We start from the raw sequence: 24,506 nt of genomic DNA, 5'->3' as shown, positions 1-24,506 counted from the left end.
CCAGGGCCGCTCTCAGGCCATGTCGTCGTCGGGACGCGTCCCGAAGACGATCTCGTCCCAGCTCGGCATGGAGCGCCGGTTGCGCTTCTTGCGCTCCTGACGCGCCTCCGGTTCCGGAGCCGATGCCGGACGGCCGTCCAGCTGCGGTGCGGTGTCGTTCGTGTCGTCGAAGCCCTGCAGCGGGATGTCCACCACGCTGACGGAGCCGCGCGGCTCGTCGCGCTGGTCGGCGAAGGACACCGACTCGCGTTCGCCACGGCGACGCCGGAGCGCCTCGAGCAGATCGGCGGTCTCGTTGCCCGGGGCGCGTTCCTCGATCTGCGCCGTGCCGATGCGGGGGAGCGGCGGACGGAGCGGTGCGCGGTCGGTGACCTCGGGGTTGGTGACGTCCTCGTCCGGCTCGTCGACGCGGAAGGCGCCGGAGTCGAAGCGGGTGCCGTCGGTGTCCTCGGGGTCGAGCTCGACGGCGCGGAGCCGCGGTGCGAGCCCCTCGTCCTCGGTGTGCGACAGGCGGTGCGCGTCGCCGTTGTCCGGCGTCAGCGTCGACGTCTTCGGGTCGAAGTGCCACTGGGCGTCGTGCTCGACCTCGGCGGCGGTGTAGCGGACCTGCACCATCCAGCCGTTCTCGACGTGCTTCCAGCTCGACCACGCGACACCGGTGGCGTCGCCGGTGTCGAGCCGGGCGGTGATCGCCTCGCCGAAGGTGTCCGGCGTGCTGTCGTCGACGGGGGTGACGGCGACGCGGTGCGCGGCGTCGAGGATGAAGGCACGCTCAGCGAGGACGGGGCCCTCGAAGCGACGGACGTACTCGACGTCGACGTCCAGCGCGGCCGCGACGTCGGTGGCGTCGGCACCGCCCCGGATGCGCGCCTGCACGTCCTTGGGGGACACCCGCTTCTGCGGCGTGCCGTCGGGGTTCGCCTGCCGGACCTGCCCCGGCAGCGCCGAGGTGACGGGCAACCGGAACTCGCTGCCGCCGTCGGTCGCGAGCAGGAGCGCCCCGGATTCCACTCCGATGACTCTCACGTCTTGCATGGTTCCGCCTTCCGATGCGTGCGTACGGTCGTGCGTCGTACCCGGGAAGTATGCAGCGGGAGGGAGCGGAATCCGGGGAGGCGCACGGGCGTGCCGCGTGCTCGTCCGCATCGTTTCCCGGACCCCGGGAATGGACGGGCGCGGTCACGGGTTGCAGCGCCAGACGAGCCACCCGACGTTCAGTTTGCATCTGGGCGGCGCGTGTTGGATACTGTCGCCGCCGATCTCCGGCGACGACCCTCTCGATACGAGAAATGGATGGGCATGGCCACCGATTACGACGCCCCCCGGAAGACCGACGACAACTCCGATTCGGAGTCGATCGAGGCCCTCAAGGAGCGCGTGCCCGACAAGATGTCGGGGGTCGTCGATGATGATTCCGACAACCCGGGCAGCTTCGAGCTGGCCGGGCAGGACCTCAGCGACGTCGACCTGGACGTCGTCGTGCTCCCCCCGCAGGTCGACGAGTTCACCTGTGTCGAGTGCTTCCTCGTGAAGCACCGCTCACAGCTCGACCACGAGTCGAAGCTCGGCCCGGTCTGCGCGGAGTGCGCGGCGCTCTAGGGCACGCATGTGACGACGGGAGGCCCGGTGCCAGCTGGCACCGGGCCTCCCGTCATGCGTTTGCCGACCGACGTGCGGTCGGGACGGCTCAGGACCGGAGGGCCGCCGCGACCTTCTCCGGGTCGCGCACGCTGACCAGCCAGTAGGGGGTGGGGTCGGCGTCGTCGTGCACCTCGACGCGCACGACGCCCTTGACGTAGCCGCGGAAGAGCGTCCACGCACGGGCGTCGAGCTTCGGCCCGCGCTGGGTCGTCGCCTCGGCGCCGGTGAAGCCGGCGACGTCGCCCACCAGCGTCCGGGGGAGATGGGCACGGCCGGCGCGGAACTCGGTCTCCGTCACCTCGATCACGGGGGCCATCACCCACAGGAGCACCAGGACGGCGAGCTCCATGCAGACGGCGACGACGATCCCCGTCGTGATGTTGATCGGGAGGAACACGAGGAGGCTCGCGGGGATGACGAGCGCCGTCGCCAGGTACAGGCTCGGCGGCGCCCAGAGGCGTTCGCGGTACAGGGTCACGAGACCATTCGACCACGAGTCGGGGCAGGTCACGGAACGGTCACGGTCTGCACTACCCTCGACACGTGACCGAACCAGTCGACGTCCTCTGGACCGGGGAGAACGCTCCCGGCTACGCCCACCCCGGTGATGCCGGTGCCGATCTCGTCTCGACCGAGGCCTTCGTCCTCGCTCCCGGTGAGCGTCGGCTCGTCGGCACGGGGCTCTCGATCGCGCTCCCGGACGGCCACGCCGCCTTCGTCGTGCCGCGCAGCGGTCTCGCCGCGAAGCACGGCATCACCATCGTGAACGCCCCCGGCACGGTCGACGCCGGGTACCGCGGCGAGATCAAGATCGCGCTGCTGAACACCGACGCCACCGAGCCGTACGCGGTGCAGGTCGGCGACCGGATCGCGCAGATGATCGTGATGCCGGTGACCCAGGCGGTCTTCACCCGCGTCGACGCGCTCCCGGACAGCGTCCGCGGCCAGGGCGGCTTCGGATCATCGGGCTACGGTGTCACGAACGAGCAGGAAGGGACCAAGCGATGAGGATCGGGCGACGCAAGCGTGACGAGGTCGAGGTGGCCGAAGCGGTCGCCGGCGACGTCGAGGTGGCGGAGACGACCCCCGAGGTCGAGCTCGCCGACGAGGCCGACGCCGGCCTCGACGAGGTCGTGGCGGTGGCCCCGACGGACAAGTCCGCACCGGAGGACCGTGAGGACAACGGGCCGCTCGACGAGACCGAGGCGAACCCGGTCCGGCCGTACGTGGACCTCGGCGGCGTGAAGATCCTGCCGCGCGAGGGCCTGCACCTGCGGCTCGAGGTCGAGGAGGGCTCGCAGCGCGTCGTCGCCGTCGGGCTCGACTACGACGAGTCCACGCTGCAGGTCCAGCCGTTCGCAGCACCCCGCTCCACCGGGCTCTGGCACGAGATCCGCGCGCAGATCGCCGAGCAGATCGAGCGGCAGGGCGGCTCCGTGACCGAGGTCGACGGTCCGTTCGGCCCCGAGCTCCGCGCCACCGTCCCCGTCGTCGTCGACGGGGAGGGCGGCACCGGCGGTGCTCGTCCCGCGCGCTTCATCGGCGTCGACGGTCCCCGCTGGTTCCTCCGCGGCGTGATCGCGGGCAAGGCGGCGGAGGACCCGGAGTCCGCCGAGGAGATCGAGGAGCTGTTCCGCAGCGTCGTGGTCGTCCGTGGTGGCACGCCGATGCCGCCGCGCGACCTGATCCCGCTGCACATGCCGAAGTCGACGCAGTCGGCGATCTGAGGCTGGTGTGCCGGTGCCCGAGCAGGACGACGACCGTGACGATCGTGTCGCGGACGACCGCTTCGCGGACGAGCGGGAGCAGCCGCTCTCGCTGAACGCGCAGCTCCGCGACGCCGTCCGCAATGCCGGCATCGGCCAGGTGGCACCAGGGGAAGCCCCGTCGGGCAAGGCCCTCGTGACCGCGATCGGCGGTGCCCGCGGCCTCGCCGAGTCGGTCCTGCCCGGGTTCGCGTTCCTGATCGTGTACGCGGTCACGAAGGAACTCGTACCGAGCGTCGTGATCCCCGTGGTCGTCGGACTCGTGTTCGTCGTGCTCCGACTGCTGCAGCGCCAGTCGCTCGCGATGTCCTTCGCCGGCATCCTCGGCGTGGCGATCTCGGCGGGCCTCGCGCTCATCACGGGCAAGGCGGAGAGCAACTTCATCCCGGGCATCGTGATCAACCTGGTCTGCCTCCTCGGGCTCCTCGTGACCCTGGCGATCCGTCGTCCGCTCATCGGGCTCATCGTCGGGCTGCTGGCCCAGGGTGAGGACGGCGGCCCGATGGACTGGCGGGCCGACCCCGCGAAGCGCCGGGTCCTCACCGTGGCCACGTGGATGTGGGTGGGCCTCTTCGCGCTCCGCCTGGTCATCGAGATCCCGCTCTACCTCACGGCGCAGGTCGAACTCCTCGCCGGCATCAAGCTCATCACCGGCGTCCCGCTGTACGCGGCACTGCTCTGGGTGACGTGGCTCCTGGTCCGCACGGTCTTCAAGCGCGACGAGGACGACGCCCGCGCGGTGTAGAGTTATCTCGACATCAAGACATCTCCCGCCGGGCGCACCACAGCCGGCGGGTTTAGGTTTGCCTTGCTGGTGGGACGATCCGCGGCCCGCGAAGATGAGGGCAAACCGATCAGTAGGGAGGCGGCACGGTGGCTGCAGTCAATAGCTTCGGCTCGAAGGACACACTGTCGGTTGGGGGTGTCGACTACGCGATCCACCGGATCGACTCGGTCCCCGGCCACGAGAAGCTCCCGTACAGCCTCAAGGTGCTGCTCGAGAACCTCCTCCGCACCGAGGACGGCAAGAACGTCACGGCGGACCAGATCCGCTCGCTCGGCTCCTGGCGGCCCGAGGCCGACCCGGACACCGAGATCCAGTTCTCCCCGGCCCGCGTGGTCATGCAGGACTTCACCGGTGTCCCGTGCATCGTCGACCTCGCCACCATGCGCGAGGCGATGGCCGACATCGGCGGAGACCCGAACAAGATCAACCCGCTGTCGCCGGCCGAGATGGTCATCGACCACTCCGTCATCGCCGACCTCTTCGGCAGCACGGACGCGCTCCAGCGCAACACCGACCTCGAGTACGAGCGGAACGGGGAGCGCTACCAGTTCCTCCGTTGGGGCCAGACCGCGTTCGAGGACTTCAAGGTCGTCCCGCCGGGAACCGGCATCGTCCACCAGGTCAACATCGAGTACCTGGCGAAGGTCACCTACACGCGTGACTTCGACGGCGAGACCTACGCCTACCCGGACACCCTCGTCGGCACCGACTCGCACACCACCATGGTGAACGGGCTCGGCGTGCTCGGCTGGGGCGTCGGCGGCATCGAGGCCGAGGCAGCGATGCTCGGCCAGCCGGTGTCGATGCTCATCCCGAAGGTCGTCGGCTTCAAGCTCTCCGGTGAGATCCCGGCCGGCGTGACCGCGACCGACGTGGTGCTCACCATCACGCAGGAACTCCGCAAGCACGGCGTCGTCGGCAAGTTCGTCGAGTTCTACGGAGAGGGCGTCAGCGCCGTCCCGCTCGCGAACCGCGCCACCATCGGCAACATGTCGCCGGAGTTCGGCTCCACCGCCGCGATCTTCCCGGTCGACGACGTCACGCTCGACTACCTCCGCCTGACCGGCCGCGACGAAGCGCAGATCGCCCTGGTCGAGTCCTACTCCAAGGCCCAGGGTCTCTGGCACGACGCCTCCGTCGAACCGAACTACTCCGAGTACATGGAGCTCGACCTCTCCACGGTCGTCCCGTCGATCTCCGGCCCGAAGCGTCCGCAGGACCGCATCGAGCTGTCGAAGGCGAAGGACCAGTTCGAGGTCGACCTGAACAACTACACGGTGCCGTCGGCGCAGACCGACCTGGACGACGCGGTGGAGGAGACCTTCCCGGCCTCCGACCCGATCGCCGCCGGCTCGACGAACGAGGACACGAAGACGCACGACCACGTGTACGTGTCGAGCGCCCCGTCGACCGCCTCGCAGCCGACGAAGGTCCTGATGGACGGGGCCGACCCGTTCACCATCGACCACGGCGCCGTGGCGATCGCCGCGATCACCTCGTGCACGAACACGTCGAACCCGTCGGTCATGATGGCCGCCGGCATCCTCGCCCGGAACGCCGCGAACAAGGGCCTGACCGCGAAGCCGTGGGTCAAGACCACGCTCGCACCGGGCTCGAAGGTCGTCACGGACTACTACGAGAAGGCCGGCCTCACGACCTACCTCGAGCAGCTCGGCTTCTACACGGTGGGCTACGGCTGCACCACCTGCATCGGCAACTCGGGCCCGCTGCCCGAGGAGATCTCGCAGGCCGTGCAGGACAACGACCTCGCCGTCACCGCGGTGCTCTCCGGCAACCGCAACTTCGAGGGGCGCATCAACCCCGACGTGAAGATGAACTACCTGGCGTCCCCGCCCCTGGTCATCGCGTACGCCCTCGCCGGGTCGATGCACTTCGACTTCGACAAGGACGCCCTCGGCAAGGACTCGGACGGCAACGACGTCTTCCTCGCCGACATCTGGCCCGACGCGGCAGAGGTCCAGCAGGTCATCGACGAGTCCATCGACACCGAGATGTTCACCCACGAGTACGGCTCCGTGTTCGAGGGTGACGACCGGTGGAAGAACCTGCCGACCCCGACGGGCGACACCTTCGAGTGGGACGCCGAGTCGACGTACGTCCGGAAGCCCCCGTACTTCGAGGGCATGACGATGACCCCGGACGCGGTCTCGGACATCTCCGGCGCCCGTGTGCTCGCGAAGCTCGGTGACTCGGTCACGACCGACCACATCTCGCCGGCCGGTTCGATCAAGGCCGACAGCCCGGCGGGCAAGTACCTCGCCGAGCACGGCGTCGACCGCAAGGACTTCAACTCCTACGGCTCGCGTCGCGGGAACCACGAGGTCATGATCCGCGGCACGTTCGCGAACATCCGCCTGCGCAACCAGCTCCTCGACGGCGTGGAGGGCGGCTACACCCGTGACTTCACGACGCCCGACGGCGAGCAGTCGTTCATCTACGACGCCTCGCAGCACTACCAGGAGCAGGGCATCCCGCTGGTCGTCTTCGGCGGCAAGGAGTACGGCTCCGGGTCGTCGCGCGACTGGGCGGCCAAGGGCACGAACCTGCTCGGCGTGAAGGCCGTCATCACCGAGAGCTTCGAGCGCATCCACCGCTCGAACCTCATCGGCATGGGCGTCGTCCCGCTGCAGTTCCCGGTCGGCGAGTCGATCGAGTCCCTCGGGCTCGACGGCACCGAGGTCGTCTCGATCTCCGGGCTGACCGAGCTCAACGAGGGCCGGACCCCGAAGACGGTGCACGTCACCGCGACGCCGAGCGAGCACTCGCCCGAGGGCAAGCAGCCCGTCGAGTTCGACGCGGTGGTCCGCATCGACACCCCCGGTGAAGCGGACTACTACCGCAACGGCGGCATCCTGCAGTACGTGCTCCGCTCGCTCGTGTGAGCAAGGTGACCACGGTCTGATGACGCTGACCGGATCGGACTGGAGGCCCGTGGCGAACCCGCCACGGGCCTCCAGTCCGTCTGCTGGTCACGCGCATAGAGTGGGGCATTCGCAGCATGGAAGGAGCGCCCGTGAGCTTGCTCGCCAGCATCACGTCGCCGCGCGACCTGAAGCGTCTCAGTGACGCGCAGATGACGGAACTGTCCGCGGAGATCCGGCGGTTCCTCGTCGCGGAGGTCGCCAAGACCGGCGGGCACCTCGGGCCCAACCTCGGCGTCGTCGAGCTGACGCTCGCGATGCACCGGGTGTTCGACTCCCCGAACGACCCGTTCGTCTTCGACACCGGGCACCAGTCGTACGTGCACAAGCTCGTCACCGGGCGGCAGGACTTCACGCACCTGCGGGAGCGGGGCGGCATCGCCGGGTACCCGCAGCGGAGCGAGTCCGAGCACGACATCGTCGAGTCCTCGCACGCGTCCTCGTCGCTGTCCTGGGCGGACGGGATCTCCCGGGCCTTCCGGCAGACCGGCCAGTCCGGACGCACCGTCGTCGCGGTCGTCGGCGACGGCGCACTCACCGGCGGGATGACGTGGGAGGCGCTCAACAACATCTCCGACGACAACGACCGTCGCCTCGTGATCGTCGTCAACGACAACGGGCGCTCGTACGCCCCGACGATCGGCGGGATGGCCCGGTACCTCAACTCGGTGCGGACGCGCCGCGAGTACCGCGCCCTGTTCGAGAAGACGCAGGCGGTCGCCGCACGGTTCGGCGCACCCGGCCGGGCCGTCTACCGGGGGATGCGCGGCGGGATGCACGGGTTCCTGTCCCGGTTCACGAACAACGAGGCGCTGTACTCGAACCTCGACGTCAAGTACATCGGGCCGGTGAACGGCCACGACCAGCAGGCGATGGAAGCCGCGCTCCGGCAGGCCAAGGCCTACGGCGCGCCGGTCATCGTGCACGCCATCACGGAGAAGGGCCACGGCTTCGAGCCGGCGCTCCGCGACCAGGCGGACCAGTTCCACGCCGTCGGGCACATCGACCCCGAGACCGGGGAGTCGCTCGAGACCGCCTCGGGCCCGTCGTGGACCTCGGTGTTCGCGAACTCGCTGGCGGAGCTCGGCGACGAGGACCCCAGGATCGTCGCGATCACGGCTGCGATGCTCCGGCCGACCGGGCTGCACCTGTTCCAGCAGCAGCACCCCGAGCGCGTCTACGACGTCGGCATCGCGGAGCAGCATGCCGTGACCACCGCCGCCGGACTCGCCTACGGGGGACTGCACCCCGTCGTCGCGCTGTACGCCACGTTCATCAACCGGGCGTTCGACCAGGTACTGATGGACGTGGCGCTGCACCGCGCCGGCGTGACGTTCGTGCTCGACCGTGCCGGGGTCACCGGTCCCGACGGCCCCTCGCACCACGGCATGTGGGACCTCGCACTGCTGCAGGTCGTGCCGGGCATCCGGATCGCCGCGCCCCGTGACGCTCCCACGCTGCGGGAGGAGTTCCGCGAAGCCGTGGCGATCGACGACGCGCCCACCGTGCTCCGGTGGTCGAAGGGGCAGGTCGGGCCGGACATCCCCGCGCTCCGGCGCCTGTCGGACGGCGTCGACGTGCTGCACGAGTCGGACTCGTCCGACGAGGACGTGCTGATCGTGGCCGTCGGGTCCATGGTGCCCGTCGCGCTCGAGGCGGCGGCGCTGCTCGAGTCGCAGGGGATCGGCGTCACCGTCGTCGACCCGCGGTGGGTGGTGCCGATCCCGGCGTCGCTCATCGAGCTGTCGCGGTCGCACCGGCTCGTGATCACGGTCGAGGACGGCGTGCGCGTCGGCGGCGTCGGGACGCGGCTGCGGCAGGACCTGCGCGCGGCGGGCGTCGACACCGGGGTGAACGAGCTCGGGCTGCCGGACGAGTTCATCGACCACGCGACGCGCTCCCAGATCCTCACCGACGTGGGGCTCACGGCGCAGACGATCGCGCGCGACGTCATCGACCAGGTGGTGGGGACGAAGTTGCCGCAGGCGAAGCCCGCGCGGGCGCGGTCGTCCGCGGGGTCGGCGGGCGCGGGGTCGTCCGCGTCGTCGTCCGCGTCGCCGTCGTCGTCCGAGCGCTAGCGCGGTTCGGCGCCGCACAACCGAAACCGCCTCGAACCACGGACGTCCGTGGTGCGAGGCGGTTTCGGTTGTGCGACGCCAGTCCGCGCCAGCGCCGCCCGCGCCCGCGCCAGCGGCAGCGCCCGCGGCTGCGGCTGCGGCCGCGCGGGGGCTGCGGGGCGCGTCAGGACGGCGGCGGCAGAGTGGCGGCGGCGCGTGCCTCGCGGAGGACGGCCCGCGCCATCGGGCTCACGAACAGGACCCTGCCGGAGTCGAGGCCGTCGCGGCCCTCGCGGATGATGCGCACGCGGCTCGACCCCGCGTCGATGCGCTCGAACGCCACGACGATGTTCTCGGCACGGAGGGCGAAGGACGTCCGGCGGCCAATCACCGCGCCGTCCGCCCGGATCTCCATCGCGGCAGCACCCGGGACGGCGTCGATCGCGCGTCGGAGTGTGGCCGGGACCTCGGTGAGCGGGAGCGGGAGCACGACGGACGGCCCACCGGTCGTCTTCGGCGCCCACCAGTCCTGCATGGCTCGAATCTACGCCCGGACCGGAACAGGCCGCACCGCACCGCGGAACGGACACAGCACCACGGGGATCCGTGGTGCTGTGTCCGTGACCGGGTGTAGTGATCAGCGGGAGGCGGGGCCGACGATCGCCGGGTCGTGGAACGTGCCGCCGAAGACGCGTTCCGAGGCTCCGGAGCGGTCGAGGTACGGGCTGATGCCACCGGCCTGGAACGGGTAGCCCGCGCCGAGGATCAGCCCGAGGTCGATCTCCTCCACGTGCTCGACGACGCCGTCCCCGAGCATCCGGTGCAGTTCGTCCGCGAGGGCGTCCTCGAAGCGCCGCTGCATCGCGGCCGCGTCGACCGGGGAGGCATCGCGGCGCGACGGTGCGACGAGCTTCACGGCAGCGGGGTCGTACCCGGTCGCGTTGCCCTTCTTGTCGCGCGTCAGGATGTGCCCGAACTCGGCGATCTTCTTCAGCCCGTCGCCGGGGTAGAAGCGCTCCGGCCATGCGGCGTGGTGCGAGTCGAGCACGTGCGCGCCGACCGGGAGGCCGACGAGCTCGAGCAGCTCGAACGGGGACATCGGCAGCCCGAGGGGCTGTGCGCCGGCGGCGACGACGTCGAACGGGGTGCCCTCCTCGACGCCGCGCATCGCCTCGCCGAGCACGCGGGCGAGGACCCGGTTCACGACGAAGCCCGGCTGGTCGGCGGTCACGATCGCCGTCTTCTTCAGGGTCTTCGCGACGGACAGTGCCGTGGCGACGGCCTCGTCGGAGGTCTCGGCGGCACGGACGACCTCGACGAGGGGCATCACGGCGACCGGGTTGAAGAAGTGGAACCCGACGAGTCGTGACGGGTGCTCGAGCACGCTCGCCATCGCTCCCACGGACAACGACGAGGTGTTCGTCGCGAGGATCGCGTCCGGCGCGATCACCTTCTCGATGGCCGCGAGGACCGACTGCTTGACGGACATCTCCTCGAACACGGCCTCGATGACCCAGTCGGCGTCGGCGAAGGCGTCGTACGACACCGAGCCACTGACCAGTGCGGTGATGCGGTTCGCGTCGTCCGGAGACACGCGGCCCTTCTCGAGCAGCTTCGCGACCTCACCGTGGATGCGCGCGACACCGGCATCGACGCGGGCCTGGTCCACGTCGGTGATGACGACCGGGACGCCGAGCCGACGGGCGAACAGCAGCGCGAACTGCGACGCCATCAGCCCCGCGCCGAGCACGCCGACCTTCGTGATCTTCTTCCCCTCGACGCCCTCCGGTGCACCGACCGGACGCTTCGCGCGCTTCTGCACGAGGTCGAATGCGTACATCGACGCCGCGAACTGGTCGCCGGACAGCAGGTCGGCGAGTGCGTCGTCCTCACCCGCGAACCGCTCGTCGAGGGAGCCCGACTTCGCGGCCGCCACCAGGTCGAGCGCACGGAACGGCGACTTCGGGACGGTGCCGATCTTCGATGCGACCTGTGAGCGGGCGACCTTGACGACCGTGCCCCACGCGGCCTTCTCGAGCATGCCGGGCTCGTTCTTCCGGACGACCTTGGTGCGTCCGGCCACGACGCCGTCGGCCCACGCGACCGCGGACGGCAGGAACGTCACCGAGGGGATGAGTGCGTCGCCGATGCCCAGCTCGACCGCTGCCGCGCCGTCCATCAGACGGTTGTTCTTGAGCGGGTTCTCGACGATGACCCGGAGCGCCTTCTCCGGGCCGATGAGGCGGGGGAGCAGGGTCGCACCACCCCAGCCGGGGATGATGCCGAGGAAGACCTCGGGCAGCCCGATGCCCTGCGCGGCGGACGAGAACACCCGGTAGTCGCAGTGCAGCCCGATCTCGAGGCCGCCGCCGAGCGCGATCCCGTTGATGAACGCGAACGACGGGACACCCAGGTCGCTGAACTTCCGGAGCGTCGCGTGCCCGAGGGCCGCCAGGTCGTGGGCGACCTCGCGCGACGGCACGGACGCAGCCTGGGACAGGTCGGCCCCGGCGGCGAAGCAGTACTCCTTGCCGGTGACCGCGACGGCCTGGACGGTGCCGTTCGCCGCTTCGGTCCCCAGGGTGTCGAGCACCCCGGAGAGCTCGATGAGCGTGCGCGGGCCGAGGGTCGAGGGGCGCTTGTAGTCCTTGCCGTTGTCGAGCGTGATGAGCGCGAGGGTGCCGCCGGAGGGCAGCGCGACGTGCTTGACGTAGGAGTGGGTGACGACCTCGTCCTCGGAGAGCGCGAGCAGCTGGTCGTTGTCGACGAGGGTCATGGTCAGGCCGCCTTCCGAGCCGCGGACTTGCTGTACGAGGGGTTCTCCCAGATGACGGTGCCGCCCTGGCCCAGGCCGATGCACATCGTGGTGATGCCGTACTTGACGTCGGGCCGTTCGGCGAACTGCGCCGCGAGCTGGTTCATCAGGCGGACGCCACTCGAGGCCAGCGGGTGGCCGACGGCGATCGCACCGCCCCAGGCGTTGACGTTCGGGGAGTCCTGCGCGATGCCGTAGTTGTCCAGGAAGGCGAGCACCTGCACGGCGAACGCCTCGTTGATCTCGAACAGGCCGATGTCGTCGATCGACAGGCCGGCCTTCGACAGTGCCTTGTCCGTGGCGGGCACCGGGCCCACGCCCATCACCTCGGGCTCGACGCCGGCGAAGGCGAACGAGACCATGCGCATCTTCGTCGGCAGGCCGTGCTCCGCCGCGCCGGCCGACGACGCCAGAAGGCTCATCGTCGCGCCGTCGTTGAGTCCGGCGGCGTTGCCGGCGGTGACCCGTCCGTGGGGGCGGAACGGCGTCTTCAACGCGGCCAGGGCCTCCAGGGTGGTGCCGGGACGCGGCGGCTCGTCGGCCGACACGATGTCCCAGCCTGCTCCGGTGTTGACCTCGACCGGGACGACGTCCGGCTGCAGCTTGCCGGCGCCCCAGGCGGCGGCGTACCGCTGCTGGGACTGCACGGCGAAGGCGTCGGTGCGGTCCTTCGTGATCGCGGGGAAACGGTCGTGCAGGCGCTCGGCGGTGTTGCCCATCACGAGCGCGTCGGGAGCGACCATGCGCTCCGCGACGAAGCGCGGGTTCGGGTCGGCGTTGAAGCCCATCGGGTGGCGGCCCATGTGCTCGACGCCACCGGCGATGGCGATGTCGGCCGCGCCGAACGCGATCGCACCCGCGAGGGTCGTCACGCTCGTCATGGCGCCGGCGCACATCCGGTCGATGGCGTACCCGGGGACGGACTTCGGCAGGCCGGCGAGCATCCCGACGGTGCGGCCGAGGGTGAGGCCCTGGTCGCCCTGCTGGGTGGTGGCCGCCACCGCGACGTCATCGACCGCGGCACCGTCGAGCGAACTGTTCCGGTCGAGCAGGCCACGCATCGCGTGCACGGCGAGGTCGTCGGCGCGGGTCCGCCAGAACACCCCCTTCTCCCCGGCACGTCCGAACGGTGTCCGCACGCCGTCGACGAAGACGACGTCTGATGCCTTTGGCAAAGCTGGCCTCCACAGATCCACATCGATCGAGCCGGGCGATCGGTCCGCCCTGGCCCTGTGTCGGGGCGTACCCCGACGTCCCTCCCGACGCTATGCCCCGCGCCTGGGCGGCAGCACCTCGGTTGGTCGGTTCCTACGAGACCGCCGGGTCCTCCGCGGAGGAGTCCTGTGCAGCAGCGACAACGGCGGGCGCGGTGAAGGCGGATGCGATGAGGGACGCGGTCGCCTCGACCTGCCAGGGCCGGGCGTCGAGCGCGACGAGCGCCGCCGCCACGGACTCGTCCGACACGGTCGCCGGGGGCTCCCACGAGATGGTCCGGAGCGTGTCCGGCGTGAGGAGGTTCTCCAGCGGGATGTCGAGCTCCTCGGCGCGTGTCGTGACCGCGGCTCGTGCGGCCTTGTACCGACGGTCGGCGGCGGGGTTCCGGTCCGCCCACGCGCGGGGTGGCGGCAGCGTCGGCTCGCCCTTGCCCCGGAGGCGCGGCAGGTCCTCGGTGGTCCGGCCCTCGTCGACGGCGGCCCACCAGCGGTCGAGCTCGGACCGGCTGGCCCGGCCCGTGAACGCCTTCACCGCGGCGAGGTCCTTGCGGGACTCCGGAGCGGCGGCGGCAGCGGCGACGATGGCCGAGTCCGGGATGATCCGACCCGGAGCGATGTCGGTCTCCTGCGCGAAGGCGTCCCGCGCGGTCCACAGCGACCGGGCGATCGCGAGCGCACGGGTGCCGCGGAGCGCGTGCATCCCGGAGAGGCGACGCCAGGGCTCGGCACGAGCGGGCTTCGGGGCGCGGTGCAGCACGGCGTCGAACTCCTGCCGGGCGATCTCGGTCTTGCCGGCCTCGTCGAGCACGGCGGCGAGGGCGTCGCGGAGGTCCGGCAGCAGCTCGACGTCGAGCGCGGCGTAGACGAGCCAGGACTGCGGCAGCGGCCGGGTCGACCAGTCCGCCGCGGAGTGCGCCTTCGCGAGTGTGATCCCGAGGAGCTGCTCGACGACGGCGCCGAGGCCCACGCGGGGGAACCCGGCGATCCGCGCGCCGAGCTCGGTGTCGAAGATGCGGGTGGGGACGAGCCCGACCTCGCGGAGGCAGGGGAGGTCCTGCGACGCGGCGTGGAAGAGCCACTCCTCGTCGACGATCGCGTCCTGCAGCTCCTGGAACGAGCCGATCGCGATCGGGTCGAACAGGAAGGCGCCGGCGTCGCGCCGGAACACCTGGATCAGGTAGGCGCGCTGTGAGTACCGGTAGCCGCTGGCGCGCTCGGCGTCGACGGCGACGGGGCCGTGTCCGGCGGCGATCGCCGCGACGGCCTCGAGGTAGTCGTCGCGCGACTCGATCACCTTGACCGCGTCGTGCCCTTCTTCGAACGGAACAGTCAGGGCATCAGTCACGGGCGAGCCTCCTCGGGCCGAGGAGCGTCACACCGTCCGACGACGGCGGCAGTCCTGCGAGCATGGCGACGATCTCCTCCCACGCCTCGACGTGCGCGACGAGGTCGGCGGCGCCGAGACCGGCGCCGTCCAGGTCGACGACGCGCGGCGTCCACGACGCCCGGAGCTCCAGCTGTGCGCCGTCGCCCTGGGCGGCGAGTTCGCCGTAGCCGCGGGAGATGATCTTGGTTGCGGTGCCCGAAGCGTGGTCGTACTCGGCGCCGTGCGCGTCGAGCGCGTCCACGAGCCAGCTCCACGTGACGTCGGCGACGAACTCGTCGACCCCGATCTCGGGTTCGAGCGGCGCCTGCGCGAAGGTCACGATGCGGAACGCCCCGTGCCAGCCCTCGGGCTCGGCGGGGTCGTACAGGGCGATGAACCGGCCGGTCCCCAGGTCCGAGTCGACCCCGTGCTCCACACCCGACACGTCCGCCGCGAGGGCGATCGAGAAGGGTGCCATGCGGCTCGGGGACGGGATCTCGGTGACCGTCGTCTCGGCGCGGGTCCCGCCCGCCGCGACGAACGCGCGGAGCTGCGCGAAGGCGTCGGGCTCTCGGGTTTCGGACACGAATGCAGACTAGGCTCCGGACCATGTCCCGTTCCGCGCGACCCGCCGGTGAGCCGGTGCAGGACACCGCACGCTCCGCCGGACTCGTCGCCCTCGGCACCGGGATCGCGGCCGCCGCGGTCGGCACCGCGGTGATCGGTGGCTTCGTCGCCGCGATCGCCCGGATGGTCGTCACACCGGACCGCAAGCGCACCGAGCGCGTCCCGATCGTCGCCGTCGACACCGGCCGCGGCACGGTCACGCTCGAGCGGTCGCCGGACACCGAGCTGCAGGGCCGCTACAGCCTCTGGTTCGGCAGCGGCACGGGCCACATGCGCGTCGGCGACGTGATCGGCACCACCGCGACGACCGTCACGCGACGCATCATCGCGGTCGACGCCGGCGACCCGACGAACGCCCGCCGTGGCCGTTGGGGTGGCTGGTTCTACCTGACGCCCGGCGAACTCGACGTCCCGGTCGAGGACGTCGACGTCCCGACCCCGAACGGTCCGGCACCCGCGTGGGTCGTCCGCGCCGACGACCCGGCAGCCCCGTGGGCCGTCCTCGTCCACGGCCGCGGCGTCACCCGGGCGGAGACCATCCGCGCCGTCCCGGTGTTCCGTGCCGCCGGCTACTCCGTGCTCCTCGCCTCGTGGCGGAACGACGGCGTCGCACCGAAGAGCGTCGATGGCCGCTACGGGCTCGGCTCGACCGAGTGGGAAGACGTGGACGCCGCACTCCGCTGGGTCGACGGCCAGGGCGCGACGAGCGTCGTGCTGATGGGCTGGTCGATGGGCGGCGCGGTGGTGCTGCAGACGCTGCTGCGCTCGGCCTCGGCCCGCCTCGTCGACGGCGTGGTGCTGGAGTCGCCCGTGGTCGACTGGCACGCGGTGCTGAAGTCCCAGGGGCAGGCGCTGAAGCTGCCGAAGATCGTCCGGAAGGTCGCCCAGCGCGTCCTCCGCACCCCGGTGCTCCACCGGTTCGCCGGCCTGCACCGGCCCGTCGACCTCCGCGAGCTCGACATGGTCGCCCGCGCCGACGAGCTCGACGTGCCGATCCTGCTCCTGCACAGCGACGACGACGGGTTCGTCCCGTCCGCCGCGTCGCACGACCTGGCGGCCGCCCGCCCGGACCTCGTCCGGCTCGAGGTCGCGCACGGCGCCCGCCACACCAAGCTCTGGAACCACGACGCCGACTGGTTCGACGCCCGGATCCTCGCGTGGCTCACCGAGGTGGTCCGGCCGCAGGACCGGGCCGGGGCCCGGTAGTCCACCACACGACCGACGGGAGGCCCGGTGCCAGCTGGCACCGGGCCTCCCGTCGATCTGCCGGTGCGTCTACCGCACCGCCACCAGCGCGTGCACCTGTCGCTGCACGCGACCGAGCATGCCGACCATTCCGCGGATCCGCAGGGGGCTGACCGCCTCGGACAGGCCGAGCGTCAGCGGGTAGTCGGACGGCACCGCGAGCACCTGGTCGGCGGTCAGACCGGAGAGGCCCTGCGCCAGGATCGAGGCGAAGCCGCGGGTGGTCGGCGCCTCGCGCGGGGCCGTTGCGTGCATCCGGACCACGTCCGGGGCGTCGCCGTCCGCGCCGAGCGTCACCGTGATGAAGACGGGGGACTGGCACTCCTCGACGCGTTCGAGTTCGTCCTCGTGTCCACGGAGCCGCTCCGGCAGCGCCGGGAGCTCGTTCGAGAACTCGAGGAGCAGCTGCAAGCGGTCGGCCTGGGACAGCTCGAGGAAGTCGTCGCGGATCTCCGCGAGGGCTCGGGGGAGGGTCGTCGCGTCGTGCTGGGAGGTCGTGTCGCTCATCGGTTCGGCAGCGTACCCGGCTCTGATCCCTGCACGATGGGGACGCGGACGGCGCTGCCCCACTCGGTCCAGGAGCCGTCGTAGTTCCGCACGTTCTCGTAGCCGAGCAGGTGCTGGAGCACGAACCAGGTGTGGCTCGACCGCTCGCCGATGCGGCAGTAGGCGATGACCTCGTCCGCGTCACCGATGCCGGCGCCGTCCCGGTACACGGCGTCGAGTTCCGCGCGGGACTTGAAGGTGCCGTCGGGGGCGGCCGCCGTCGCCCACGGGATGTTCACCGCGGTCGGGATGTGGCCGCCGCGGAGGGCGCCCTCTTCCGGGTAGTCCGGCGCCGTCGTGCGGTCGCCGCTGTACTCCGGGGCGCTCCGCACGTCGATGAGGGGCTTGCCGAGGTGGTCGAGCACGTCCTCCTTGAAGGCGCGGACGAGGGTGTCGGTGCGCTCGACGACCGGGTACTCGACCGGGGTGACCTCGGTGCGGTCGGTCGTCAGGGCGCGGTCCTCGGCGATCCACTTCGCGCGGCCGCCGTCGAGGAGCCGGACGTCCTCGTGACCGAAGAGCGTGAAGACCCAGAGGGCGTACGCGGCCCACCAGTTGTTCTTGTCGCCGTAGATCACGACGGTGGTGTCGCGGCCGATGCCCTTGCCGCCGACCAGGGCGGCGAAGGCCTCCCCGTCGATGTAGTCGCGCTGCACCGGGTCGTTGAGGTCCGTGTGCCAGTCGATCTTCACGGCGCCGGGGATGTGTCCGGTCTCGTAGAGGAGGACGTCCTCGTCGGACTCGACGACCACGAGGTCGCTCGCCCCGCTGCCAGCTCCGGCTCGTGCGGCGTCCAGCTGTTCCTGCAGCCACTCGGTCGAGACGAGTCGCTCGGGGTGGGCGTAGGCGCGGAACTTGTCGGACGGGTCGACCGGTGCGGTCATCGAGGTGCCTCCTTGTGGGTCGTGGCGCCGGACTAGGATCGGTGCTCGGCGTCGGGAGCAACGGTACGCGGACGTACCGTCTGCCCGATGCAACGTGACACCCCACGACACGCTTCCCGGAAGGCGGCCCCTTGCCCCAGCACCTCGTCGACCGCGACCCGCAGGTTTCCCCCCAGCAGATGGCCGCGTCGCTGGTGCCGCCGCCCCAGTTCACCGAGGCGTCCTTCGACTCGTACCGGCCGGACGCGGACTACCCGTCCCAGGCCGCGGTGCGCGACGCGGTGTCGGCGTTCGTGGCGACGCGGCCGGAGCCCGTGAAGCGCGGGCTGTTCGGACGGAAGCGTTCGGCCGGTGCCGCGGCGGGGTCGTCCGCCTCCGCCGGGAAGTCCGGCGTCTACCTGGACGGCGGGTTCGGCGTCGGCAAGACCCACCTGCTCGCCGCGGCGTACCACGCGGAGCCCGGGCGCAAGACCTTCGGCACGTTCATCGAGTACACCGCGCTCGTCGGGGCGCTCGGGTTCCAGGGGACCGTCGACCTGCTCCGCGGGACCGCCCTGGTCTGCATCGACGAGTTCGAGCTGGACGACCCGGGCGACACGATGATGATGACGCGGCTCATCAAGGAGCTCAGCGACACGGGCACCCGGTTCGCCGCCACGTCGAACACCCCGCCGGGGGCCCTCGGCGAAGGGCGCTTCGCGGCGCAGGACTTCCTCCGCGAGATCCAGGCGATGTCCGACCGGTTCGAGACCATGCGGATCGACGGGCTCGACTACCGCCGCCGTGCCGTCGACGAGTCGGCAGCGGTGGTGTCGGACGTCTCGGCGTCGTTGCCGGGGTCCGGCGCGGTCACGCTCGACGACTTCCGGTCCGTCGTCGCGCACCTCGCGTCCGTGCACCCGTCGAAGTACGTCGCGCTCGTCGACGGGCTCGACGCGGTCGGGCTCACCGACGTCGCTCCGTTCACGGACCAGACCGACGCGCTGCGCTGGGTCGCGCTCGTGGACCGGCTGTACGACGCGCAGGTCCGGATCATCGCGTCCGGCACTCCGCTCGACGAGGTCTACCCCGCCACGATGCTCGACGGCGGGTACCGGAAGAAGTACCTGCGCGCTGCGAGCCGCGTGGTCGCCCTCACCCGCGTCCCGGACTGAGTCGACCGCGGTCCGGGCCGGTCCTGCCGGGCCGGTGTCGCGCCTCCCGTCCGGGGTCGATCGCGGATCGCGCCCGGTCCTGCCGGGCCGGTGTCGCGCCTCCCGTCCGGGGTCGATCGTGCGGGGCGCCCGGGCGTCGGGCCACCTCGTGACCGTTGTGCGACGCGTGTCGGGCACCGTCCGGACGGACTGCGGGAACTCCTGGCCCCCGTCCAGGGGCCCGCGAGGCTCCGGAAACACGACGTTTACAAAGCGGCCCGTCGCGTTACACCCGCGAAACACATCGTGCTCCCTCACGAAACGTCACCTCGCCAGACTCTGTCCTACCCGAGGCGGACACGTCGGTGCCCCGATGCACAGCAAGCACCGCCGACGTGGTGACCGCACTGCAATCGAGAGGTGAGACATGCTTGATCAAGGCAACACGACCTTCGTGTTGGTGATGGCAGCCCTGGTGTTGTTCATGACACCCGGCCTGGCGTTCTTCTACGGCGGACTGGTGAAGGCCAAGTCCGTCATCAGCATGATGATGATGTCCTTCGGGGCGATCGCGCTGGTGAGCGTCCTCTGGGTCGTCTACGGCTACGCCATCGCCTTCGCCAACCACGGCGACGGGACGGCCGTCTCCGGCGCCGTCGGCTTCTTCAGCATCGACTGGAACCAGATCGGCCTCGGCCAGGCGTTCGAGGAGGCCAAGGCCTCCACGATCAACGCCGCGTACCCGTCGATGGCGTTCGTCGGCTTCCAGGCGACCTTCGCGATCATCACGGTCGCCCTCATCTCCGGCGCCATCGCCGACCGCGCCAAGTTCGGCGCCTGGATGGTCTTCGCCGGCGTCTGGGTCACGGTCGTCTACTTCCCCGTCGCCTCGTGGGTCTTCAACCTCACCTCCGGTTGGGCAGCCACCTGGGGCGTGATCGACTTCGCCGGCGGCACCGCGGTGCACATCAACGCCGGTGCAGCGGGCCTCGCACTGGCGATCGTCCTCGGCAAGCGCGTCGGGTTCGCCAAGGGCGCCCACAAGCCGCACAACCCGCCCTTCGTCCTCCTCGGTGCCGCGATCCTCTGGTTCGGCTGGTTCGGCTTCAACGCCGGGTCCGAGGGTGCTGCTGACGGCATCGCCGCGATCGCCTGGGTGAACACCCTCGCCGCCCCGGCCGCCGCCATCCTCGGCTGGCTCCTCGTCGAGAAGCTCAAGGACGGCAAGGCCACCTCCATCGGTGCCGCATCGGGCGCCGTCACCGGCCTCGTCGCGATCACCCCGGCATGTGCCAACCTCACCCCGGGCTGGGGCATCCTGCTCGGCTTCATGGCCGGCATCATCTGCTGCTTCGCGATCGACTGGAAGTACCGCCTCGGCTTCGACGACTCGCTCGACGTCGTCGGTGTCCACCTGGTCGGCGGCATCGTCGGCACGCTGTACCTCGGCTTCTTCGCCAACGACACCGGCCTGATCTACTCGGGCTCGTTCGCGCAGCTCGGCAAGCAGGCCGCCGCCGCCGGTGCGGTCGGTGCGTACTCCTTCGTGCTGGCCTTCATCATCGGCTGGATCATCGAGAAGACGATGGGCTTCCGCGTCACCACCGAGGACGAGGTCGCCGGCATCGACACCGCGGTCCACGGCGAAGAGGGCTACGTCCTCTACGAGGACCGCGACGAGACGCCGGTCGGCGTCCGGTAGCTGCTGCCCCCTGATCGACGAAGGCCCCCGCGTGCGCGCGGGGGCCTTCGTCGTGTTTGTGACTTCGTGTGTGTGCGGGGTGTGTGTGCGGCTGGGTCGACGCGGAACGACAGGGTCGCTGTCGTACGACACCCACGCTGTCGCTTGCGCCCGTCCGCGGATGTCCGCGCGTGCAACGAACGACGGGGTCGCTGTCGTACGACAACGTTCTCGTCGTCGCGGGTCGGCCGCATCGAAGCGGTCCGGGAGCGCCGTCGCTCCCGGCCGTGGCAGGGTGGGAGCATGACGACGACGTCGATGCTGACCAACCTGCGCCCGGTCGGGGGACCCGGACTGCAGGACGGCCGACCCCGCACCGTGTACCGCGCGAACACGGAGGAGTCCGTTCCCCCTTCGGCCTACCCGGCGCTGGACGGGGTGGTCGACCTCCGCCGGGACGACGAGATCGAACGGGTCCCACACCCGCTCGGCAGCGCGGACGGGTACCGCGGAGTGCCCCTGTTCGACCCGTCGAAGACCGAGGCCGGCGCGGCAGCGGTGCAGCTCGAGGAGCAGTACGTCGACTGGCTCACCCGGCACCGGGGCGGGATCGCCGCCGCGCTCCGGGCGATCGCCGAGACCGAGGGGGACGTGCTCGTCTGCTGCTCCGCCGGCAAGGACCGCACCGGGGTGATCAGCGCGCTGCTCGCCCGGCACTGGGGCGCGTCGACGGCCCTCGTCGGGGACGACTACGCGGCGAGTGCGGACGGGCTGGCGGAGCGGTTCGCCCGCGAGCGTGCCGTGAGTACGGACCTCGATGCGACCGCGGTCGCGCAACGGTGCGTGCCGGAGATCATGACGACGGTGATCGCGCACGTGGAGGCGCGCTGGGGGAGCGTCGAGGGCTACATGGGCTGGATCGGCCTGACGGACGCGGAGATCGGCGCGCTCTGAACAGCGGGACCTACGCCACCGGCCCGCGCGACGTGCCCCGCGCGCCCGCGCGACGCGCCCCGCGCGCCCGCGCGACGTGTCCTGCCGGTCCGCACCACGTGCTGTGGACGCGACCACACGACGGGAGGCCCGGTGCGCGTCCGACGCGCACCGGGCCTCCAGGCCGTTGTCCCTAGCTCACCAGGCGTAGTCCTCAGGTGAGGTCTTGTGGCCCGGGAACAGCTCGTCGAGGCGCGCGAGCGCGGCGTCGTCGAGCCGGATGTCGACGGCGCGGACCGCGGACTCCCACTGCTCCATCGTGCGGGGTCCGGTGATGGGTGCGGTGACGCCCGGCTGGTGCAGCAGCCACGCGAGAGCGAGCTCGCCCGGGGTGTGGCCGAGCTCCTTCGCGAAGGCCTCGTACCCGGTCAGCTGGTCGCGGTGACCCTCGACGTACTCGGCGCTGCGGCCGGACAGACGGCGCGAGCCCTGCTCGGTCTTCTCGATGATGCCGCCGAGGAGGCCGCCCTGCAGCGGCGACCACGGGATGACACCCAGACCGTAGTGGCGGGCTGCGGGCAGGACCTCGCGCTCGACGTCGCGGACGACGAGGTTGTAGATCGACTGCTCGCTGACGAGGCCGAGGAAGTTGCGGTGCTTCGCGGCTTCCTGGGCCTGCGCGATGTGCCAGCCGGCGAAGTTCGACGAACCGACGTAGAGCACCTTGCCCTGCTGCACAGCGAGTTCCATTGCCTGCCAGATCTCGTCCCAGGGGGTGTCGCGGTCGACGTGGTGCATCTGGTAGAGGTCGATGTGGTCGGTCTGCAGGCGTCGGAGGCTGGCGTCCAGCGACTGACGGATGTTGTACGCGGAGAGCTTCCCACCGTTCGGCCAGTCGATCATCTCGCCGTAGACCTTCGTGGCGAGGACCGTCTTCTCGCGACGGCCGCCGCCCTTCGCGAACCAGCGGCCGATGATCTCCTCGGTGGCACCCTTGCCCACCGAGCCGCCGTAGCCGTTCGCGGTGTCGAAGAAGTTCACGCCGAGCTCGTGGGCCCGGTCCATGATCGCGTGGGAGTCGTCTTCGCTGGTCTCCGGCCCGAAGTTCATCGTGCCGAGCACTGCTCGCGAGACCGACAGCCCTGTCCGTCCGAGATGTGTGTAGTCCATGGGTCGTGTCTACCGCGCGGCTCGGAGTCCTGCCAGGCCCTGCGAGTACCGGTGATGGGGAACCGGAGGGTGTCCTGCCCACGCCGGTCGTCTCAGGAAGGAGCACCTCATGCCTGCCAAGGACGAGATCCCGAGCACCCTGCAGCGGTCGCCGAAGCACGCGCAGGAGATCTTCGTCGCCGCCCTCGACTCCGCCGAGGAGGAGTACGGCGACGGCGAACGTGCGCACCGCACCGCGTACGCAGCCGTCAAGCACGAGTACGAGAAGGTCGGCGACCACTGGGAGGAGAAGGAGTCCTCCGGGCCGTCGGACTCCGGGGCCGCGGGATCGCGTGGATCGGGCACGACGGAGGAGGGCGTCGACGCGAACGCCTCGAAGGCGCACCTGATGGACGTCGCGAAGAAGCTCGACATCAGCGGGCGGTCGTCGATGAAGAAGGACGAGCTCGTCGACGCGATCAAGAAGGCGAACAAGCGGGAGAGCGCGAAGTCGCGTCGATGAGCTGTCGTGCGGTCGTGACGGGCGCGGGCGGTCGTGTGGCCGTGACGGGCGCGGGCTGTCGTGCGGCCGCGACGTGTGTGCGCTGCTGTATTCCGGTTCGAGCATGGGCGGGTCAGCGGGCGGAGTAACGTGCGGCGGATGGACATCCCAGCACTCCGCGGCAGCCGGATCCTCGGGTTCGGGCACCACCAGCCCTCCCGCATCCTGACCAACGACGAGCTCTCGACGATGGTCGACACGAACGACGAGTGGATCGTCACCCGCACCGGCATCTCCTCGCGACACATCGCGGGGCCCGACGACACCGTGACGTCGATGGCAACCGCGGCGGGCGCCGCAGCCCTCGCCGACGCGGGCAAGTCGCCGTCGGACGTCGACCTGGTGATCGTGGCCTCGACCACGCACCGCGACCGGGCGCCCTACACGGCAGGCCGGGTCGCGGCAGCGCTCGGGATGACGAACGGCCCCGCGCCGATCGACATCAACACCGCGTGCAGCGGCTTCGAGTACGCGATGGCCCTCGCCGACCAGGCGATCCGCACCGGTTCGGCCGACACCGCGCTCGTCATCGGGTCGGAGCTGCTCTCCGGGATCGTCGACTGGACCGACCGCTCCACGTGCGTCCTGGTCGGGGACGGTGCGGGCGCAGCCGTGCTCGGCGTGTCGGCGGCCCCCGAGATCGGGCCGGTCTCGTGGGGAAGCGTGCCGCACCTCGAGCGCGCCGTGGTGGTCGACGGAGACCCCGAGCGGTTCTCGCAGGAGGGCCGTTCGATCTACCGCTGGGCGATCACGGAAGCCGAGGGACACGCCCGTCGAGTCGTCGAGGCCGCCGGGCTGACCATGGACGACATCCAGGTGTTCGCGTTCCACCAGGCGAACCTGCGGATCATCGAGCCCCTCGTCGCGGCGCTCGGCGGGGAGTCCAAGTTCGTGATCCGGGACGTCGTGGAGTCGGGCAACACCTCGGCGGCCAGCGTTCCGCTCGGCCTGTCCAAGGCCTGGGCGCGGGGCGACCTGCCCGAGGGGGTCCCTGCGTTGCTGTTCGGGTTCGGCGGTGGGTTCGCCCACGCCGGGCAGGTCGTGACGACGCCGGTCCGGGCGTTCTAGCTGTAGTTCCCCGGGACGTTGTGAACGGGTGACGTAAGTGAAGACCTCCGGGACGATGTGAGTTACCACACACCACGTCGTCACCGGAGG

At 70.9% G+C, this 24,506-nt stretch carries 22 protein-coding genes; 12 read left to right on the top strand and 10 right to left on the bottom strand.

From position 1 onward, the window contains the following. Window positions 1-12 precede the first annotated feature (12 nt). Window positions 13-1,026: a septation protein SepH gene (gene sepH / locus EDF27_RS12160; RefSeq protein ID WP_165931475.1), complete on the bottom strand. Its 1,014-nt coding sequence runs from the start codon at window positions 1,024-1,026 to the stop codon at window positions 13-15. Between the two features lie 273 nt (window positions 1,027-1,299). Between sepH and EDF27_RS12155 the strand changes: the two genes are divergently transcribed. Beyond that, complete coding sequence (locus EDF27_RS12155) at window positions 1,300-1,599, top strand: DUF4193 domain-containing protein (protein ID WP_031263038.1); 300 nt, start codon at window positions 1,300-1,302, stop codon at window positions 1,597-1,599. Window positions 1,600-1,687: 88 nt separating this feature from the next. On the opposite strand, the gene EDF27_RS12150 is transcribed toward EDF27_RS12155, so the two are convergent. Continuing rightward, a complete protein-coding gene (locus EDF27_RS12150) occupies window positions 1,688-2,119 on the bottom strand; it encodes a DUF3093 domain-containing protein (protein WP_123653265.1) in 432 nt (143 codons plus the stop codon). A 65-nt stretch (window positions 2,120-2,184) separates the two neighbouring features. On the opposite strand from EDF27_RS12150, the gene dut reads away from it, so the two are divergent. The 5 genes from dut (at window position 2,185) to dxs (ending at window position 9,214) form a co-directional block, all read left to right on the top strand. Next, window positions 2,185-2,649: a dUTP diphosphatase gene (gene dut, locus EDF27_RS12145; RefSeq protein WP_132049031.1), complete on the top strand. Its 465-nt coding sequence runs from the start codon at window positions 2,185-2,187 to the stop codon at window positions 2,647-2,649. After that, window positions 2,646-3,368: a DUF3710 domain-containing protein gene (locus tag EDF27_RS12140; protein ID WP_123653267.1), complete on the top strand. Its 723-nt coding sequence runs from the start codon at window positions 2,646-2,648 to the stop codon at window positions 3,366-3,368. Before dut ends, EDF27_RS12140 begins: the two co-directional genes overlap by 4 nt. Before the next feature lie 13 nt (window positions 3,369-3,381). Beyond that, on the top strand, window positions 3,382-4,152 hold the full coding sequence (locus EDF27_RS12135) for a DUF3159 domain-containing protein (protein WP_243698332.1): 771 nt from the start codon (window positions 3,382-3,384) through the stop codon (window positions 4,150-4,152). Between the two features lie 128 nt (window positions 4,153-4,280). Continuing rightward, window positions 4,281-7,097, top strand: coding sequence for an aconitate hydratase AcnA (gene acnA, locus EDF27_RS12130; RefSeq protein WP_132049027.1), 2,817 nt, complete (start codon window positions 4,281-4,283; stop codon window positions 7,095-7,097). Between the two features lie 131 nt (window positions 7,098-7,228). Then, the gene (dxs, locus tag EDF27_RS12125) at window positions 7,229-9,214 is read left to right on the top strand and encodes a 1-deoxy-D-xylulose-5-phosphate synthase (RefSeq protein ID WP_132049025.1); all 1,986 of its coding nucleotides are present in this window, start codon (window positions 7,229-7,231) and stop codon (window positions 9,212-9,214) included. A 163-nt stretch (window positions 9,215-9,377) separates the two neighbouring features. Here dxs and EDF27_RS12120 read toward each other — a convergent pair whose 3' ends face one another. The 5 genes from EDF27_RS12120 to EDF27_RS12100 all read right to left on the bottom strand — a co-directional run bounded on the left by EDF27_RS12120 (window position 9,378) and on the right by EDF27_RS12100 (window position 15,174). Beyond that, complete coding sequence (locus EDF27_RS12120; RefSeq protein ID WP_123703831.1) at window positions 9,378-9,728, bottom strand: hypothetical protein; 351 nt, start codon at window positions 9,726-9,728, stop codon at window positions 9,378-9,380. Between the two features lie 102 nt (window positions 9,729-9,830). After that, window positions 9,831-11,969 (bottom strand): 3-hydroxyacyl-CoA dehydrogenase NAD-binding domain-containing protein, encoded by a 2,139-nt coding sequence (locus EDF27_RS12115; protein ID WP_132049023.1) that lies wholly within the window; start codon window positions 11,967-11,969, stop codon window positions 9,831-9,833. 2 nt (window positions 11,970-11,971) lie between these two features. Continuing rightward, window positions 11,972-13,183 (bottom strand): thiolase family protein, encoded by a 1,212-nt coding sequence (locus EDF27_RS12110; protein WP_123703827.1) that lies wholly within the window; start codon window positions 13,181-13,183, stop codon window positions 11,972-11,974. A gap of 133 nt (window positions 13,184-13,316) precedes the next feature. Beyond that, window positions 13,317-14,567 (bottom strand): HRDC domain-containing protein, encoded by a 1,251-nt coding sequence (locus EDF27_RS12105; protein WP_243698331.1) that lies wholly within the window; start codon window positions 14,565-14,567, stop codon window positions 13,317-13,319. After that, window positions 14,560-15,174 (bottom strand): DUF3000 domain-containing protein, encoded by a 615-nt coding sequence (locus EDF27_RS12100; protein WP_123653272.1) that lies wholly within the window; start codon window positions 15,172-15,174, stop codon window positions 14,560-14,562. Before EDF27_RS12100 ends, EDF27_RS12105 begins: the two co-directional genes overlap by 8 nt. Window positions 15,175-15,197: 23 nt before the next feature. Here EDF27_RS12100 and EDF27_RS12095 point away from each other — a divergent pair, with 23 nt between their 5' ends. Next, on the top strand, window positions 15,198-16,421 hold the full coding sequence (locus EDF27_RS12095) for an alpha/beta fold hydrolase (RefSeq protein WP_165931474.1): 1,224 nt from the start codon (window positions 15,198-15,200) through the stop codon (window positions 16,419-16,421). 69 nt (window positions 16,422-16,490) lie between these two features. Here the strand turns inward: EDF27_RS12095 and EDF27_RS12090 are convergent, their stop codons facing one another. Beyond that, window positions 16,491-16,967, bottom strand: coding sequence for a SufE family protein (locus EDF27_RS12090; protein WP_123703823.1), 477 nt, complete (start codon window positions 16,965-16,967; stop codon window positions 16,491-16,493). Further along, complete coding sequence (locus EDF27_RS12085) at window positions 16,964-17,890, bottom strand: sulfurtransferase (protein ID WP_132049019.1); 927 nt, start codon at window positions 17,888-17,890, stop codon at window positions 16,964-16,966. Before EDF27_RS12085 ends, EDF27_RS12090 begins: the two co-directional genes overlap by 4 nt. 131 nt (window positions 17,891-18,021) lie before the next feature. On the opposite strand from EDF27_RS12085, the gene zapE reads away from it, so the two are divergent. The 3 genes from zapE (at window position 18,022) to EDF27_RS12070 (ending at window position 21,658) form a co-directional block, all read left to right on the top strand. Beyond that, the gene (gene zapE / locus EDF27_RS12080) at window positions 18,022-19,044 is read left to right on the top strand and encodes a cell division protein ZapE (RefSeq protein WP_279433189.1); all 1,023 of its coding nucleotides are present in this window, start codon (window positions 18,022-18,024) and stop codon (window positions 19,042-19,044) included. Between the two features lie 406 nt (window positions 19,045-19,450). After that, entirely contained in the window at window positions 19,451-20,725 is a 1,275-nt protein-coding gene (locus tag EDF27_RS12075) for an ammonium transporter (RefSeq protein ID WP_123653276.1), read from the top strand. Window positions 20,726-21,007: 282 nt separating this feature from the next. Next, window positions 21,008-21,658, top strand: coding sequence for a tyrosine-protein phosphatase (locus EDF27_RS12070; protein WP_132049017.1), 651 nt, complete (start codon window positions 21,008-21,010; stop codon window positions 21,656-21,658). A 177-nt stretch (window positions 21,659-21,835) separates the two neighbouring features. Here the strand turns inward: EDF27_RS12070 and EDF27_RS12065 are convergent, their stop codons facing one another. Next, complete coding sequence (locus tag EDF27_RS12065; RefSeq protein WP_132049015.1) at window positions 21,836-22,807, bottom strand: aldo/keto reductase; 972 nt, start codon at window positions 22,805-22,807, stop codon at window positions 21,836-21,838. A 109-nt stretch (window positions 22,808-22,916) separates the two neighbouring features. On the opposite strand from EDF27_RS12065, the gene EDF27_RS12060 reads away from it, so the two are divergent. Beyond that, a complete protein-coding gene (locus EDF27_RS12060) occupies window positions 22,917-23,309 on the top strand; it encodes a ChaB family protein (RefSeq protein ID WP_132049013.1) in 393 nt (130 codons plus the stop codon). A gap of 138 nt (window positions 23,310-23,447) precedes the next feature. Then, complete coding sequence (locus tag EDF27_RS12055; protein WP_123653280.1) at window positions 23,448-24,416, top strand: beta-ketoacyl-ACP synthase 3; 969 nt, start codon at window positions 23,448-23,450, stop codon at window positions 24,414-24,416. Window positions 24,417-24,506 lie beyond the last annotated feature (90 nt).

The organism is Curtobacterium sp. PhB136 (genome assembly GCF_004346855.1).
Classification (GTDB): Bacteria; Actinomycetota; Actinomycetes; order Actinomycetales; family Microbacteriaceae; genus Curtobacterium.
This window is presented reverse-complemented; position numbering and strand designations above follow the sequence as displayed.